At 33.7% G+C, this 15,241-nt stretch carries 15 protein-coding genes; 5 read left to right on the forward strand and 10 right to left on the reverse strand.

What is annotated here, in order from left to right; genetic code table 11:
• Positions 1–21: 21 nt before the first annotated feature.
• Positions 22–600 (reverse strand): ACP phosphodiesterase, encoded by a 579-nt coding sequence (locus tag ACF3OB_RS07925; RefSeq protein WP_212896090.1) that lies wholly within the window; start codon positions 598–600, stop codon positions 22–24.
• 242 nt (positions 601–842) lie between these two features.
• Here ACF3OB_RS07925 and ACF3OB_RS07930 point away from each other — a divergent pair, with 242 nt between their 5' ends.
• The 4 genes from ACF3OB_RS07930 (at position 843) to ACF3OB_RS07945 (ending at position 3,583) form a co-directional block, all read left to right on the forward strand.
• Positions 843–1,526, forward strand: a complete 684-nt coding sequence (locus ACF3OB_RS07930; RefSeq protein ID WP_369800745.1) for a GH25 family lysozyme — start codon at positions 843–845, stop codon at positions 1,524–1,526.
• Between the two features lie 211 nt (positions 1,527–1,737).
• Positions 1,738–2,130, forward strand: a complete 393-nt coding sequence (rbfA, locus tag ACF3OB_RS07935) for a 30S ribosome-binding factor RbfA (protein WP_042008359.1) — start codon at positions 1,738–1,740, stop codon at positions 2,128–2,130.
• A 36-nt stretch (positions 2,131–2,166) separates the two neighbouring features.
• The gene (locus ACF3OB_RS07940; protein WP_172916703.1) at positions 2,167–3,324 is read left to right on the forward strand and encodes an ABC transporter permease; all 1,158 of its coding nucleotides are present in this window, start codon (positions 2,167–2,169) and stop codon (positions 3,322–3,324) included.
• Positions 3,325–3,340: 16 nt separating this feature from the next.
• Positions 3,341–3,583: a uroporphyrinogen decarboxylase gene (locus tag ACF3OB_RS07945; RefSeq protein ID WP_042344286.1), complete on the forward strand. Its 243-nt coding sequence runs from the start codon at positions 3,341–3,343 to the stop codon at positions 3,581–3,583.
• A 61-nt stretch (positions 3,584–3,644) separates the two neighbouring features.
• Here ACF3OB_RS07945 and ACF3OB_RS07950 read toward each other — a convergent pair whose 3' ends face one another.
• From ACF3OB_RS07950 to ACF3OB_RS07980, 7 genes are all read right to left on the reverse strand, one after another.
• Positions 3,645–4,196, reverse strand: coding sequence for a thioredoxin family protein (locus ACF3OB_RS07950; RefSeq protein ID WP_392447367.1), 552 nt, complete (start codon positions 4,194–4,196; stop codon positions 3,645–3,647).
• An 85-nt stretch (positions 4,197–4,281) separates the two neighbouring features.
• Positions 4,282–5,637: a sigma-54 dependent transcriptional regulator gene (locus ACF3OB_RS07955; protein ID WP_042346005.1), complete on the reverse strand. Its 1,356-nt coding sequence runs from the start codon at positions 5,635–5,637 to the stop codon at positions 4,282–4,284.
• 628 nt (positions 5,638–6,265) lie between these two features.
• Complete coding sequence (locus tag ACF3OB_RS07960) at positions 6,266–6,979, reverse strand: 3'-5' exonuclease (protein ID WP_119652777.1); 714 nt, start codon at positions 6,977–6,979, stop codon at positions 6,266–6,268.
• Positions 6,969–8,120, reverse strand: a complete 1,152-nt coding sequence (locus ACF3OB_RS07965) for a serine hydrolase domain-containing protein (RefSeq protein WP_392447369.1) — start codon at positions 8,118–8,120, stop codon at positions 6,969–6,971. Before ACF3OB_RS07965 ends, ACF3OB_RS07960 begins: the two co-directional genes overlap by 11 nt.
• A 97-nt stretch (positions 8,121–8,217) precedes the next feature.
• Positions 8,218–9,993 (reverse strand): excinuclease ABC subunit UvrC, encoded by a 1,776-nt coding sequence (gene uvrC, locus ACF3OB_RS07970; RefSeq protein ID WP_392447371.1) that lies wholly within the window; start codon positions 9,991–9,993, stop codon positions 8,218–8,220.
• A 93-nt stretch (positions 9,994–10,086) separates the two neighbouring features.
• On the reverse strand, positions 10,087–10,566 hold the full coding sequence (gene ribH / locus ACF3OB_RS07975; RefSeq protein ID WP_095893518.1) for a 6,7-dimethyl-8-ribityllumazine synthase: 480 nt from the start codon (positions 10,564–10,566) through the stop codon (positions 10,087–10,089).
• Positions 10,567–10,678: 112 nt separating this feature from the next.
• Positions 10,679–11,467 (reverse strand): tetratricopeptide repeat protein, encoded by a 789-nt coding sequence (locus tag ACF3OB_RS07980; protein WP_042008376.1) that lies wholly within the window; start codon positions 11,465–11,467, stop codon positions 10,679–10,681.
• A gap of 270 nt (positions 11,468–11,737) precedes the next feature.
• On the opposite strand from ACF3OB_RS07980, the gene ACF3OB_RS07985 reads away from it, so the two are divergent.
• A complete protein-coding gene (locus ACF3OB_RS07985; protein WP_392447373.1) occupies positions 11,738–13,672 on the forward strand; it encodes an LTA synthase family protein in 1,935 nt (644 codons plus the stop codon).
• A gap of 184 nt (positions 13,673–13,856) precedes the next feature.
• On the opposite strand, the gene ACF3OB_RS07990 is transcribed toward ACF3OB_RS07985, so the two are convergent.
• Entirely contained in the window at positions 13,857–14,174 is a 318-nt protein-coding gene (locus ACF3OB_RS07990; RefSeq protein WP_392447375.1) for a hypothetical protein, read from the reverse strand.
• Between the two features lie 650 nt (positions 14,175–14,824).
• The gene (locus ACF3OB_RS07995) at positions 14,825–14,983 is read right to left on the reverse strand and encodes a hypothetical protein (protein ID WP_157909102.1); all 159 of its coding nucleotides are present in this window, start codon (positions 14,981–14,983) and stop codon (positions 14,825–14,827) included.
• Between the last annotated feature and the right edge of the window lie 258 nt (positions 14,984–15,241).

A 15,241-nucleotide genomic window follows, 5' to 3' on the forward strand; every position in this document is an offset into this window, starting at 1 on the left:
TTTTGGTTTTTGAAATGGTGGCTATAGTTGGTGTACTATAAATTTACGGATATCCTCAAAGAAAGAAAAAAAATCATTTTCAAATACGGATTCGTGTTCAATAAGGGGTTTGATTGCATATTGCATATTCGATTTAAATCCAGTTCGTCTGTCCATTTGGTAGAGAATCTTTTCCATGCCCTCTAATGAAGCATATGCTAAGAGCCAATTATTTTTAATCATATGTTGCATTATAAAAATAGTATGTTCATTCAATTTACTTTTCTCACATTCAAGGAGTTCATAAAATTGTTGAACATAGTCTTCTAGGCGGATGTCGGAATACAAGTTCCAGTTTTTTGCTAGAAAATAATCGTAAAAAACATCTGTAATCACTCCTGAGTAATGTCCAAATTCAGGGACTAATCGTTTTCGGCTACTTCGAAAAGTGGGGTTAGTATCAGTGAAAGTGTCTATTTGCCGATGTAATAAAATACCTTTTTGTATCGGTTCAGGGAAAGAAAGATACTGCTTTCCACGAACGGTATCCGCCATAAAATTTCCAATTTTTACTAAGTTGTCTTCTTCTCCCGATAAATAGATGTGTGCCAAAAAATTCATAGTCAACCTATTTTCTGGCAAAAATATAAAATACGTAGGAATTTATCTATATTTGCAATAATGATAGTTTATGAAAAATGAGGAAACGAAAAAGACAACATACCGCTAAGAAGAGAAAAGAATTTTCATGGAATAAGTTCCTCGTTGTATTTATTCTTTTTTTTAGTTTGCTAATTGGAGGGGTTCTTTATGTAAGAAAATATTATCCTGCACATTATCAACGAATATTAAATAAAGTTTTTTTGTCAAAAACGAATATAGATTATGAAAATAAGCGTATAGAACGGATTTCGTACAATTATAGAACCAAAACTTTTGGGATTGATTTATCCCATTACCAAGAACGAAATGATATTGTTTGGGACAGTTTATATTTGGAGCGAGGAAATATCCCTTTGAAATTCGCTATCTTTCGAGCCACAATGGGAAATAATACACGAGATAAAAATTTTCATTATTTTTGGGAACAAGCAAGGAAACAGAAGTTAGTGCGAGGAGCTTACCATTTTTATCGTCCTGATGAAGATCCTGTTCAACAAGCAACCTCTTATTTGCAAACGATAACATTGGAAAAAGGGGATTTTCTACCCATTTTAGATATTGAAAAACTGCCAAAGAAGAAAAAAGTAAAGCAATATCTTCAAGATATTCAAGTTTGGTTGGATATTGTGGAAAAAAAATACGGCCGAAAACCTATAATTTACACCTACATTAGTTTTTATAATGACTATTTACATGATAAATTCAAAAACTATCCTCTTTGGATAGCCAATTACAATAATGTACTCACCCCGACACATGTTCATAATTGGAAAATGTGGCAATTTACAGAAAATGGGATTACTCCGGGTTCTAAAGTGAAAATAGATTTGAATATCTACAATGGAAGCGAAGAACAGATGCAAGAGCTTCTGATTCAGAAATAATGTTTTGATTGACGGTTCAATCAGCGTTATTGTCTTCCAATTAATAAATCTATATCCCAGCAAAACTCATATTATTGATTATATAAGAATAGACTCTCTGTAAATAACTAAATTATTGATTTTTCAGAAAATAGTTCAGGTTGCGAAATAACAAGAGAACTTTTACCATAGGAGTCATCTTTTTGAACGAAAAAAACATTATCTTTGCCAAATGGAAAATAATAGACAAAAGAAAATAGCAGGGATTATTCAAGAGGAGCTTGCCAAAGTGTTACAGCAGTCTATTCGAGATGCAGGGCAACACAATTTAATTATATCGGTAACAAAAGTAAGTGTTACAGTTGATTTGTCGGTTGCTAAAGTTTATCTGAGTGTCTTTCCTGAGTCTAAAGCGGAGGATATCTTAAAAGGGACTATTTCAAATACATCTTTGATTAAGCACGAATTGTCGCAAATCACTAAAAACCAATTCCGACGTATGCCTGATTTGCTTTTCTATATAGACGATTCATTGCAATATATAGAAGGAATTGAAAAATCACTCAAAGGCGAAGAGAATCCCATTGAAAATCGTGAATTACTTTATAAACGTAAAAAATCATAGCCTTTGAAGGCAGTTTTTTACATAGCTAAACGCTACATGGTAGCAAAGAGTTCGCAAAATGTCATCAACATCATTAATCGTATTACGGCATTGGTGGTGGTACTTGGTGCGGTGTCTCTTTTCGTTGTTTTAGCAGGGTTTGCAGGATTGAAAAATTTTACACTTTCATTTTCTTCCATTTTTGATCCTGATCTAAAAATATTTCCCAAGACTGGAAAATACATCACTTTTTCTGATGAAGTTGCAAATAAATTATCAGACACTGATGAAGTTGCTTTTTTTAGTAGTATACTTGAAGAGCAAGTTTTTTTAAATCATAAACAGAAAAATCATATAGCCTATATCAAAGGAGTTGATGAACATTACCCGTTGGTGTGTGATGTTGATAGTATTTTGGTTTTAGGTAATTGGGAGATTCAAGCTCCTAATGTAGTAGTTGGAGCAACGATTTTTAACACCTTAGGATTAGGGTTTGTTGATACATCATCGCCTTTGCAAATTGTAGTTCCAAAGTCGGGTAGAGGAAGTATTACCCAAGAGGTAAAGCCTTATCGAGAATCGTTTGTAGTCGTTGCAGGAGTTTATCAACTTACCGAAGAATTAGATAAAAAATATGTCTTTTCATCACTTACCGAAGCTCAACAAATCCTAGGACTATCCTCTGACCAAGTTTCAGCTATTGAAATCCGCCTAGCGTCACATGTTTCTGAAAAAGAGGTAATTGAAAAAATTTACCAGATTTTTGGAGACACCGTAATCGTGAAAAATAGGATGCAACTCAATGATGCTCTTTATCGAATGTTAAACACAGAAAATATTGCTATTTATCTGATTTTTATATTAGTACTAATCATAGCATTATTCAATTTGGCAGGAGCTATTATCATGATGATTCTTGATAAAAGGAAGGATTTACATACACTGTATGCGTTAGGAATGAATGTTTCCCAAATGCGACAACTTTTCTTTTTGCAAGGAACGATGACTTCGGTTATCGGATCTTTTTTGGGAATAATTATTGGGATGTTGATTGTGTTTCTGCAACAGCAATTTCAGTTCGTTACTATTGGCGTTGGTTTGCCTTATCCTGTTGAAATAGAGTGGATTAATGTGTTTTTGGTTTTCTTTACTATAGTAATTCTTGGGGTGTTAGCTTCGTGGATAGCTTCTTCAAGAGTACGATTACAACCTTAAAAAAAAAAAGGAGAAAATGAGTTGGTATGATTTTATAGGTTATGCGGCGTCACTTTTTGTAGTGGGTAGTTTTTTGATAAAAGATAATATCATCTACATACGCCTTACCAATTTGATAGGGTGTGTTCTTTTTGTGATTTATGGTGTCTTGATTAATAATATTCCTATTATTTTACCTAATGCGTTTTTGATGTTGGTACAAATATATTTTATTTTCTTGAAAAGAAAAGATAAAAAAAAACAATCCTGTGATAAATAAAAAAAGGTCGTCTAATTTTTTAGACGGCCTCTCTCTGTCTTAAAGTCTATGAAATAGATATTTATTCCTTAAATGTTCCTTTAAAGTTTGACTGATATTCTTGAAAGTCAGCTCTTGTTTTTATGTTTTTATAGTCGTTATTGGCAACTAATTTTAAGAAAATTTCCAATTGAGTAGCAGGTATACCTCCTTGTACAGGCAAGATATACTCTCCGTTATCATCAAAAAATATCATTGTTGGGTAAGCATTCACTTGAAGGTAACCAGCAAAAGAGTGTTGGCTATTTCTTGTTTGAGCTTTCGAAGCATCGTATCCTTGATTTTCAAACTTTTGACCTTTGTAATTTACAACGTCATTTCCTTCAGCATTGAATTTAACAGCATAGAAGTTTTTGTTCATATACTCAACCAAGTCTTTGTTTTTAAACGTTGTTTTATCTAAATATTTACAGGGGCCACACCAATTTGTGTATACATCTACAAATATTTTTTTAGGATTTTTTTTCTGAGCTGCTAAAGCCTCGTCAAAACTCATCCAGTTAATTTCCTGAGCCGAAATAGTAGTCAATGTTCCCACCATTAGGGCAACTATTGCAAAAATTCTTTTTGTCATGATTGTTAAATATTAATTTTTATAGGTTTGAGACATCAAAAATAATGCCAAAATTGAGTGTTTTTAATCGTTGATTTTTAATGTTTTACAAATTTATCCCGTATGCTTTTAATTTATTATACAAGGTTTTTCGAGTGATGTTCAGAAGTTTTGCTGCTTCTGTCTTGTTGTAATCAACTTCTTTCAAAGCGTTGATAATCAAATCTTTTTCATTATCTTTAGTTGAAAAAGAAATTTTTTGTATGGAAGGAACTCTTGATGAGTTTATGATACTTTCAGGCAAATCATTCTCGGTAATATAGCTGCCTTGAGCAAGTAATGTTGCTCGTTTGATAGCGTTTGACAATTCTCGTAAATTTCCATGCCAAGAGTAAGAAAACATATGTTGAACGGCCATTTTTGTAAATCCTAAAATGTTTTTATGTAATTTTTGATTTGCTAAATCCAAAAAATAAGACGCAAAAATCATCAAATCGTCTTTGCGTTCCTGTAATGAAGGTACTTTTATTGAAAATTCATTCAATCTATGATACAAATCTTCACGAAACTGTCCTTTTTCAACTGCTATAAGTAAATCTTCGTTGGTAGCCGCCAATACACGTATGTTTACATCAATTTCCTTAGAGCTCCCTATGGGTTTAATTTTCCGTTCTTGCAACGCTCTTAGCAATTGTATTTGATTTTCATAGCTTAGGTTGCCTACCTCATCTAAGAAAATTGTTCCTCCATTAGCCTCTTCAAAATGCCCTTTTTTATCTGAAATAGCTCCTGTAAATGAACCTTTTACGTGTCCAAAAAACTCACTTGACGCAATTTCTTTGGGAATTGCTCCACAATCAACAGCGATGAAGGGTTTACTGGCACGTTCACTTTTCATGTGTATCGATTTAGCTACTACTTCCTTACCTGTGCCACTCTCTCCAGTAATCAAAACAGACATGTCAGTTGGAGCAACTAAACGGATAAAATCGTTTAATTTTTTAGATGCAACACTGATACCTTCTACAAAAAGTTTTTGCTTTATCTTTTCGGAAGGAAGAACATCTTTATTTTCTGGTTTTGAAGTATTTTTAATCTGGAAAGAAGCTGATTTTTTGGCGTTTGTAATTACATTAAGAACATCTTCACGTTGAAAGGGTTTCGAAATATAGTCAAAGGCTCCCAATTTCATTGCCTCAACAGCTGTCGAAACTTCGGCATAACTGGTCATTACAACCACAGGAATCTGTGGATATTTTTCTTTTACTTCTTTTAACAAAAGAATACCATCTCCGTCAGGAAGTCGCAAGTCGGTAAAAATCATACCCAACGAAGAGTCAAGCATTGTTAAAGCCTCTTCCAGCGTAGAACTTTCAACAATGTCATAGCCGTTTCTTTCTAAAAATCGAGACAGCATTTTTGAAAATGTAATGTCATCTTCTACTAAAAGTATCTTGTTCATTTACAGCGGTTTAAATTACACTATCTTTCTTCAAACCACAAAGTTACTATTTTTTGGTAGAAAAACGCTAAGCAAAGGTCAAAAAAACGAAAAGGTTCCTTCTTTCGAAGGAACCCTCTCAACAATGCATATAAATACTACTACTAACTCCTGATTTAATTCTTGATTAAATTATCAAACTTGAAAAAGCTTTTTTCATAAATTTTTGTTTGTAACAAGTTCGATAAAATCAATGTTTTGAAAAAAGTAATCTAGATGTTTTTTGATGATACATCTATGTGTAATTTAATATTTATTCAATAATTTCCCAACTATTGGTTTTAATGATAATTTTTATCTAACAATGTTTCTTATAGCAATTTTAAGTAATTCGTTTTTTTCGTTTGTGAACTAATCTTGATAGCAATAAATTTAATATGCATAAACATCATCTCTCATGGTATTGTTCGTACTTTATATTCTTCATGTTTACGTTCATTATATAGAAAATACTGTGCCAAAAAGGAGTGTAGTAAATCTTACTTTTGTAAATATTTAAAAATAAGTGTTTTATATTAAAGAGTGTAATTTTAACAATATACATAAGTGTGTAAAAAATGTAAAAGTGTAGCTTAAAAATGTGTATTTTTTACACAAATAAAATTTCATCTTCGTCTAACAGTTCTTCATTACGGAAGCGAAGTAGAATTTGAGCCACTGTTACGGTATCTTTTTGGCAATAGATAGCAATGCGGTCGATGTCTTTCTCTTTATAGAAAACTTCACGTACTTGGCTACCATCAATGTCATCTTTCGGGGATGGGATTCCCAAAATGTGAGTGAGTAGTTTCAAAGAGGTGAAATGCTTGTAGTCTCCAAACTTCCAAAGTTCGAGTGTATCTAAGTGTGGAACTTCCCAAGGCTTCTTACCAAATAGCTGTAATTTAGCTGGTATTGGTAATCTATTGATAATCATTCGTCTTAAGATGTACGGAAAGTCAAACTCCTTGCCGTTATGAGCACATAAAACGTGGTTAGGACGTGAAAAATGTGATTCAATTAGCTGAGCAAAATCTTTTAAAATGCGTATTTCATCACCGATAAAAGAGGTTACGCGAAAGGTACGTTGCTGGTTCCGGAAGGAAAAGAATCCAACAGAAATACAAACAATTCTTCCAAATTCAGCCCAAATACCTGCACGGTCATAGAATTCCTCAGCACTGAATTCCTCTTTTCGAGAGTATTTCGTTTTTTCTTCCCATAGTTGTTGTGTCTCTTCGCTGAGTTCTTGGTAGCTTTCGAACAGAGGTACTGTCTCTATATCAAGAAATAAAATATCTTCTAATGGTATCTTATTGAGCATTTTGTAACATTTTATAGGCTTGATCAATGTATCCATAGATATCATCAGTAAAAGGATTTTCGAGTTTATCCTCTCCTTTTAGATGCCCCAGGCGTACGATTATGATTTTATCTTCGGGTTGCATGATTACATATTGTCCTAGATGTCCTCGCATCATAAAGAATTTTTTTCCATTTCGACTGAGTAACCACATTCCATAGCCATATTCTGGGCTTTCCGTAAATCTGGGTTGAATAGACTTCGCTACAAAGGAAGAATCAAGAAGTTGATTACCATTCCATTTGCCGTAATTCAGATAAAGTTTTCCCATACGTGCAAAATCACGAGCATTGGAAGCTATGCAACAATAGGCTTTTTCTAAGCCTTTTTCCTCGCTATCAATTTGCCAAAAAGCATCATATTCGCATCCTAAAGGTTGCCAAAAGGTTTCTGAAAGATAGTCAGTTAGTTTTTTTCCTGTTGCTTTTTCCAGAACCATTGCTAAAAGTTGTGTGTTTCCACTTTGGTAAACGTATTTTTGTCCTGGTTCTTCTACAATCTTAACTTTTTCTAAAATGATTTTGCGAAGATCTTTATCATAATAAGCCTGTGTGGTTACAGAAAAAGCGTTGTAATACGATTCATCCCAATTGGAGCCTGAAGCCATGGAACTCAAATCACCCACTGTGAGGTCAGCTGCTAATCCAGTTGAAAACTCTGGAAAAAAATCACCTACTCGCTGATTCAAACTTTTGATGTACCCTTGCATAATAGCTTTTCCAAGCATTGCTGAAACATAAGTTTTAGCCATTGAAAATGAGTTACTAAGAGTTTTATGGCTATTGTCGTCAAAATATTGTTCATGCCACACACTGTCATTTTTGATAATCATGAAAGCGGTGGTGTGATATTTATCATGTAAAGCATCTAACTCCTCTGTGGAAGCGACCTCGTTATAATTTTTGTGAATATTCCAAGCCTGTGGTTTGCCACGCTGAATAGTACGGTTATCAAAATAAGTAAAATCCGACAGAAATGCCGTACGATGCCCACTACCATAAACCACACGAACAGCAGTGAAAACATAGCCATATCCCATAGCATAGAAGACTGTAATGGTAATGGCAATCAATAAAAGAAGTGCAATTAAAAACTTTTTCATAATCTCAATGGTTGATGCTTCACAAAGGTACAAAAAAAATATGTACGAAGAGCATTTTGCATAAAGAATACTGATTTGTAGTTGAGGATGTTGTAATTTACCTAAAATACTCCCATACTTTTTTAGCACGATATCCAATCACAGCTTGTAAGTCCTCTAAAGAGGCTTCCTTAATTCGTTTTACCGATTTAAAATGTTTCAGTAAAGACTCTTTAGTCTTGTCGCCGATACCTTCAATATTATCCAATTCTGATACAATGGCTACTTTGCTACGCTGCTGTCGGTGAAATGTAATTCCAAATCGATGTGCCTCGTTGCGAAGTTGTTGGATTAGCTTTAAAGATTCAGATTTTTTGTCTAAATAGAGAGGAATGCTATCTTCAGGGAAATAAATCTCTTCCAAACGCTTAGCAATACCAATAATGGCTATCTTTCCCCGTAGATCTAAACTTTCTAACGATTTCAATGCCGATGACAATTGTCCTTTCCCTCCATCGATGATGATGAGTTGGGGCAGGGGTTCATTTTCTTCTAACAAACGTTTATAGCGACGATATACCACTTCTTCCATAGAAGCAAAATCATTTGGGCCTTCCACTGTTTTGATATTGAAATGGCGATAGTCTTTTTTGCTTGGTTTCCCATTTCTAAATACTACACAAGCTGCTACTGGGTTTGTTCCCTGAATGTTGGAATTGTCGAAACACTCTATGTGAATAGGAGGTTCCGATAGATGTAAATCTCGTTGTAATTGTGATAAAATTCGGTTTGTATGTCTTTCAGGATCAGCGATTTTAACTTGCTTAAAACGTTCTTGTCGGAAGTGTTTAGCATTGCGTAGAGACAGTTCCAACAACTGATGTTTTTCTCCTAATTTAGGAATAGTTAATTGCAAATTATTAGGTAGTGTTACTTCGAAAGGTGTGATAATTTCTTTGGAATTAGAGAAAAATCGCTCTCGGATATCCACAATGGCAAATTCCAGCAGTTCTCGGTCGGTTTCTTCCAATTTTTTCTTGATTTCGATGGTATGAGCTCTTACAATAGCACCATAGGCCACCTGTAGAAAGTTTACATAACCATATTCTTCATCCGAAACAATAGAAAAAACGTCTATATTGTTGATTTTTGAGCTTACAATAGTCGATTTAGCTTGATAGTTAGTCAAAATATCAATTTTTTCTTTGATTTGTTGAGCTTCCTCAAAACGTAAATCCGTCGCAAGTGATACCATTTCTTTTTTAAATCGTGCTAAGGCATCTTTGAAGTTTCCTTTTAAAATCTCGATAATTTCACTGATATTTTGCAGGTAATTTTCCTCTGATTGCAATCCTTCACAAGCTCCCTTACAGTTCTTAATGTGATACTCTAAACACACTTTAAATTTCTGATTTTGAATATTTTGTTCTGATAAATCGTAGGAACAATTACGCAGAGGATAAAGTTCTTTAATAAGTTCTAATAGTGTTCGGATGGTTTTTATGCTAGTATAAGGTCCAAAATAAAGCGAACCATCCTTGATCATTTTGCGCGTTTGGAAAACACGAGGAAATCGCTCTTTTTTAACACATATCCACGGATAACTCTTATCGTCTTTGAGAAGAATGTTGTAGCGAGGTTGATATTTTTTTATGAGGTTATTCTCCAAAAGCAAGGCGTCGCTTTCGGTGGCTACGACAATGTGTTCAATGCGAACAATTTTTTTTACCAAAACCCGTGTTTTTCCTGATTCATGTTTTTTTTGAAAGTAAGAAGATACCCGTTTTTTGAGATTAATTGCTTTGCCAACGTAAATCAACGAGTCCGATTTGTCGTAAAATTGATAGACTCCTGGTTTGGATGGCAAGGTTTGTAGCGTAAGTTCAATGGACATGCATATTATCTTTTTGAAACTCTATATCATCATAGCCAATACTCAATTCTCTCTTAATCACTAGCAACTTGAAGACTCATTGCTTATGGTTCACTACCCCAAGGTTACCATTTTAATGGCAGCGATGGCAGCTTCTACTCCCTTATTACCGTGTTTTCCTCCACTTCGGTCTAAGGATTGTTGCATATTGTTATCAGTGAGTACACAGAAAATAACAGGTATGTTTTCGGAAACATTCAATTGTGCAATCCCTTGTGTAACTCCTTGACAAACAAAATCAAAATGTTTAGTTTCTCCTTGAATGACACAACCAATCGCGATGATAGCGTCTACCCTTTGGGTTTTAATCATCTTTTTACTTCCGTAGATAAGTTCAAAACTCCCCGGTACTTCCCAACACAAAATATTTTCTTCCAAAGCACCACAATCTTTAAGGGTGTCAATGGCTCCTTTTTTTAACCCAAAAGTTACTTGCTCATTCCATTCGGAAGTAACGATACCAAACCGATAGTTTGCTACATTGGGAATTTTCGTTTTGTCGTATTGTGATAAATTTTTGTTTTCTGTTGCCATAATGTATTGTATTTAAAAGACACACCCACCATTTGTTCTAAGAAAATGGCAGGTGTGGAATCATATAAATTTATAAACTATGAAGAAATTTTATCTTTTCTTATAGTGACGCTTAATTGCTTATTTTACCAATAAGAATGTCGATAGTACGAGCTTCTTCGGAAGTTGGGTACTCATCTTTGATTTGCTCGAAAAGTTTACCAGCCTCTTTATTGTCGTTCAACAACATAGCTGTTATTCCAGCTTTTTTCAAATACATCGGTTTAGTAAATTCGTTATCACTATGAGTATATGCTTTTTTATAGAAATTCAATGCTTCCTGATTGTTTTTCAACTGTGAATAGGCATCACCAATGTTCCCTAAGGCTAAAACTCCCATCACATCGTCAGGTGAATCGAATTTTTTTAAATGGTCAATAGCTTTTTGGTATTCACCTTTATGCATGTAAGCCATTCCAGCTCCATATTGCGACAAATTAGCAGCCTTTGTACCGCTATACTCTTGGATTATTTCTAAGAAGCCGTACTTCCCTTTACCTCCTTCCAACGAAAGTGTGAAAAGCGAATCTTTTGCACGATCGTCAGTAGCGTTTAATGCTTCATTGAAAAATTCATTCGCGAAAAAGAATTCGTTTGCTCCTTCTTTCTCTTTTGGAGCAGAAACAAATTGTTGATATAACAGGACTCCCAAACCTACCACAGCTACAGCGACTAACACTCCAAGGATGGTTTTTTGATTTTTTTGTACCCAAGCCTCTGTTTTTGAAGCTCCTGCATCAAGACTGTCAAAAACCTCAGCCGTAGTACTCTCTTGGTGAAGTTGCTCTTCCTCAAGTTCGTCTAACTCATCTATCTTCTTTTTTCTATTAGGTCTGTTGTTTCTTTTTTTATAAACTGCCATGTCTTTTTTGATTAAAAGTTTGGCAAAAATAAAACTTTTATTTGTATTTGAAAAATGGTTTGACAAAAAAATATAAAAAATAACGAATTAACAATTATTCGTTTTGGAGTAATAGTTCCATTGTTCTGGTTAACAGTTTGTAAATCAGTGTTTTTAGAATATATTTTTGTTAAGATAAAAATATATTTTACTTTTGTGGGATATTTTCCACAGAATTCTAAAATACATAGCGTTATGACATTAGGCGGTATGTAATTCAAATTATCTTTTATGAATAAATTTATCCGAATCACCGAATATCTTGTTTTTTTGTACCGACTTTCCTTGGTATTTTTGTTCTATTTTGTAGCTCGACTTCTGTTCATAGCATTTAATATTGACGTTATAGATGGATATAACTTTCTGACAGTGAGTAGGTTATTTGCGTATGGAATCCAATTCGACACTACAGCGATTCTTTATGTAAATTTATTGTTTATTCTATTGAGCATTTTTCCTCTGTGGGTAAACACTCGAAAGGGATACCAAAAAATGGTTTTTTGGGTGTATTTTATTCCAAATACTATAGCTTATGCGACTAATTTTGTGGATATGATTTATTATCCATTCAGTAAATCACGATTGACTACAGCTTCTTTTGCAGTGATTGAAAATGAACAAAATAAGACCGCTTTGTTTTTTACCTTCGTGGGGATGTATTGGTATGTTTTTCTAATATTTATCGCTCTGATTTTCTGTTGGATGTATTTTTACAAACGAATCAAAGTTCGTGAGAATACGATTCATCCATTACCATATGTTTTTGGTTCGTTGGTGGGGTTAGCGGGTATAGGTATGCTGGTTCTGGCAGGGATTCGTGGAGGAACGCTCTCCCATTCATCGCGTCCGATAAATATTGTTGATGCTAGTCGATATGTGTCGGTCTCAGCTCATGCGGATGTTATCCTAAACACGCCTTTCACACTTATCCGAACTATAGGAAAAAATAAGGGATTCAGAACCTATGATTTTGTATCAGAAGACTATATAGCGGAACATATCAAGCCTGTAAAGTTGTATTACCGAGAGGTAAAAAATAAACCTAATGTAGTTCTTTTTATTTTGGAAAGTTTTGGTCGAGAATATTGGGGATGTATGAACAAGGATAGAAATATCCCTGATTACAAGTCATACACTCCCTTTTTAGATTCTTTAGCACAGCATTCAATGGTTTTCGACAATGCGTATGCCAACGGTCGTCAGTCTATTCACGGAATGTCGTCTATCTATGGAGGAATACCGACCTTGCAAGTGGCATATACCTCATCGCCTTATGCTCAACAGCCTACACAATCACTGGTTTCAATCGCCAACGAATTAGGATACGACACCTCGTTTTTCCACTCAGCTCCCAACGGCTCAATGGGGTTTTTAGGGTTTTCCAACATACTTGGGTTTCAGCACTACTACGGCAAAACAGAGTATGGCAATGATGTTGATTTTGATGGAGTTTGGGGCATTTGGGATGAACCTTTTTTTCAATTTATGAATACTGTTCTTAGTCAAAAACAACAACCTTTTTTTGGGTCGATATTTACCGTTTCATCCCACCATCCTTTTAAAGTGCCTCAGCAGTACGAAGGTAAGTTCGATAAAGGAAATCTGGAAATTCACCAATGCGTTCAGTACACGGACCATGCGTTGAAGAAATTCTTTGAAAATGCTAAAAAACAATCTTGGTTTCAAAACACTATTTTCGTGTTTACGAACGACCATGGCAATCAAACGTATTACGACCTGTACAAACAACCTATTACTAAAATGGGTTCTCCAATAATGTTCTATAGTCCTAACGAAGAGTTTGTTACCATAGGAAAATCATCGGAAATTGCACAGCAAATCGACATCTATCCATCGTTGGTAGATCTAATGGGTTACAATAAGCCATTTCGTTCATGGGGGCGTAGTTTGTTTGCTGAAGCTAACGAAACACCACGAGCCTATATTTCTGATACACATGTCTATAGCTTGATGCAAGGTAGTTACATTTATGTAATGAATCAAGACGGAACGATGAACGGCATTTACGAACGTGAAGATGAAGGGTTGAAAAACAACTTGTTAGGAAAAGAAAATAATCCCGAAACAGAAAAAGGAATCCGTGATTTACAGGCTTTTATTCAAGATTATATGGATAGGGTAATTCACAAAAAGTTGGAAAATTAACTAAAAAAATCACTGTAAAAATTCCTTGTCTGCATTAAGTTTTCGTGATTGCCTGATAATATGATTTTTCCTCCGTCTAAAATACATATTTCATCGGCTACTTTTTGAAGAGAATGCAGTCGATGTGAGATAAAAATTATCATAGTTTCTTTTTTGATTTTTTGTCGGTCATTAGTTATTAGAATTACTTACTTTTCTTTTTATATATCTTTCGCTTTTGGCTCATCAAACAAAAATAGCTTCCCATTATTACGAATATAAAAAACCTTTCCACTTCGTCATAACTTATAAAATAAGCAGCAGCTAATAAAGAAACAAATCCGAATACACCAAAGGAAATTTTTTGTGCATTTTGTTTTTCGAATGATATTGCAAACAAGGACAAGCAACCCATAGAAGCAAGTGCAAATGCTATCTTAGTTATAAATTCATACTCACTTAAGATAAAAACTACAGAAATTAATCCTATACACAGTAATAAATAGTTTAATAAACTTTTCATAGTAAAAAAATTGAGTCATACTTATATTATCAATCCAAAATAATACTAAAAACAAACACTATAACTAATTGATTAACAGGTGTATGTTTATGTTTTTTTTCGGATAACTACACTTTGTTTAAATCTAATTATCTCATTTTCGTTTTTTTTCGTTACAACATATAAAAATCAAATAGCTAATATAAAATCAATTAGCTCTGTCGTTTTATTTATTTTTCTCTTCCTTTATAATCTTAAAAATCAGAGCAAAAATAATTACCAATGCGGGTACAAGAAAAACATCTCTTACTGTGGTTGTTTCCAAAATTCCGTTTGTTAGAACAATAAGAGATATTATTATAAGCAAACCTACCAATATTAAACCCAATTTCATATATTTCATAATACCACAATATGTTTATTAATAATATTTATCCAACATTAATCTGTGGAACCTTTTCTATGGATACCATTTTATTTAAGTCTAATTGCTTTATTTCTTGTTTTTTTTATACATATTTATAAATATAGTACACAAAAGAGGGATTAATCCTAAAACTACAATAAAATTCAACCCTTTCCCCAAACCATTATTTGTTAAAATATTCACTAATAATATAATTAGAAAAAAAGCAGTAAGTATTATTATAGTTTTATTTTGAATATTCTTATTAATCAAAACACTCCGAATAAACTGCTCCTGCAGTAATTGCCATTGCTGTAAAAAAAACCGCAGGAACAAGGAATCCACTTACAAAAGCAACCGCAGCCAGTCCCCCTCCTATTAAACAGGCTCTCTCACTTGCTTTCCCTCCTTGAAGATTTTCCATTTGATTTAATTTTAACTTTTTCATAAGATTGTAATATAATATTAAGGTTAGACGGTTATTTAATTGATGGTAAAAATATCAGACTCAATTATGGATTTTCATAAAACTAGCAAACTTATTTCTAAACTCTACTAATTTAAGATCTTTTTTTCTTGAAACTATACGCAAAATATACGGCATTCATCGTTAAAATACCATACCGAGCGAATGGACTCAACAACTCTTGTAGCGAAAAGAAAATTATTTTATCTTCAAATA

It is taken from the genome of Capnocytophaga canis, assembly GCF_043187445.1.
GTDB classification, from domain to species: Bacteria; Bacteroidota; Bacteroidia; order Flavobacteriales; family Flavobacteriaceae; genus Capnocytophaga; species Capnocytophaga canis.

Bases quoted from the DNA above. Each gene is read 5' to 3' on its own strand.
- uvrC (WP_392447371.1), bottom strand. From the start codon at position 9,993: ATGTCCATTGAACTTACGCTACAAACCTTGCCATCCAAACCAGGAGTC.
- ACF3OB_RS07940 (WP_172916703.1), top strand. From the start codon at position 2,167: ATGGTAGCAAAGAGTTCGCAAAATGTCATCAACATCATTAATCGTATT.
- ACF3OB_RS07965 (WP_392447369.1), bottom strand. From the start codon at position 8,120: ATGAAAAAGTTTTTAATTGCACTTCTTTTATTGATTGCCATTACCATT.
- ACF3OB_RS07990 (WP_392447375.1), bottom strand. From the start codon at position 14,174: ATGAAAAGTTTATTAAACTATTTATTACTGTGTATAGGATTAATTTCT.
- ribH (WP_095893518.1), bottom strand. From the start codon at position 10,566: ATGGCAACAGAAAACAAAAATTTATCACAATACGACAAAACGAAAATT.
- ACF3OB_RS07945 (WP_042344286.1), top strand. From the start codon at position 3,341: ATGAGTTGGTATGATTTTATAGGTTATGCGGCGTCACTTTTTGTAGTG.
- ACF3OB_RS07925 (WP_212896090.1), bottom strand. From the start codon at position 600: ATGAATTTTTTGGCACACATCTATTTATCGGGAGAAGAAGACAACTTA.
- ACF3OB_RS07985 (WP_392447373.1), top strand. From the start codon at position 11,738: ATGAATAAATTTATCCGAATCACCGAATATCTTGTTTTTTTGTACCGA.
- ACF3OB_RS07955 (WP_042346005.1), bottom strand. From the start codon at position 5,637: ATGAACAAGATACTTTTAGTAGAAGATGACATTACATTTTCAAAAATG.
- ACF3OB_RS07960 (WP_119652777.1), bottom strand. From the start codon at position 6,979: ATGCTCAATAAGATACCATTAGAAGATATTTTATTTCTTGATATAGAG.
- ACF3OB_RS07950 (WP_392447367.1), bottom strand. From the start codon at position 4,196: ATGACAAAAAGAATTTTTGCAATAGTTGCCCTAATGGTGGGAACATTG.
- ACF3OB_RS07980 (WP_042008376.1), bottom strand. From the start codon at position 11,467: ATGGCAGTTTATAAAAAAAGAAACAACAGACCTAATAGAAAAAAGAAG.
- ACF3OB_RS07995 (WP_157909102.1), bottom strand. From the start codon at position 14,983: ATGGAAAATCTTCAAGGAGGGAAAGCAAGTGAGAGAGCCTGTTTAATA.
- rbfA (WP_042008359.1), top strand. From the start codon at position 1,738: ATGGAAAATAATAGACAAAAGAAAATAGCAGGGATTATTCAAGAGGAG.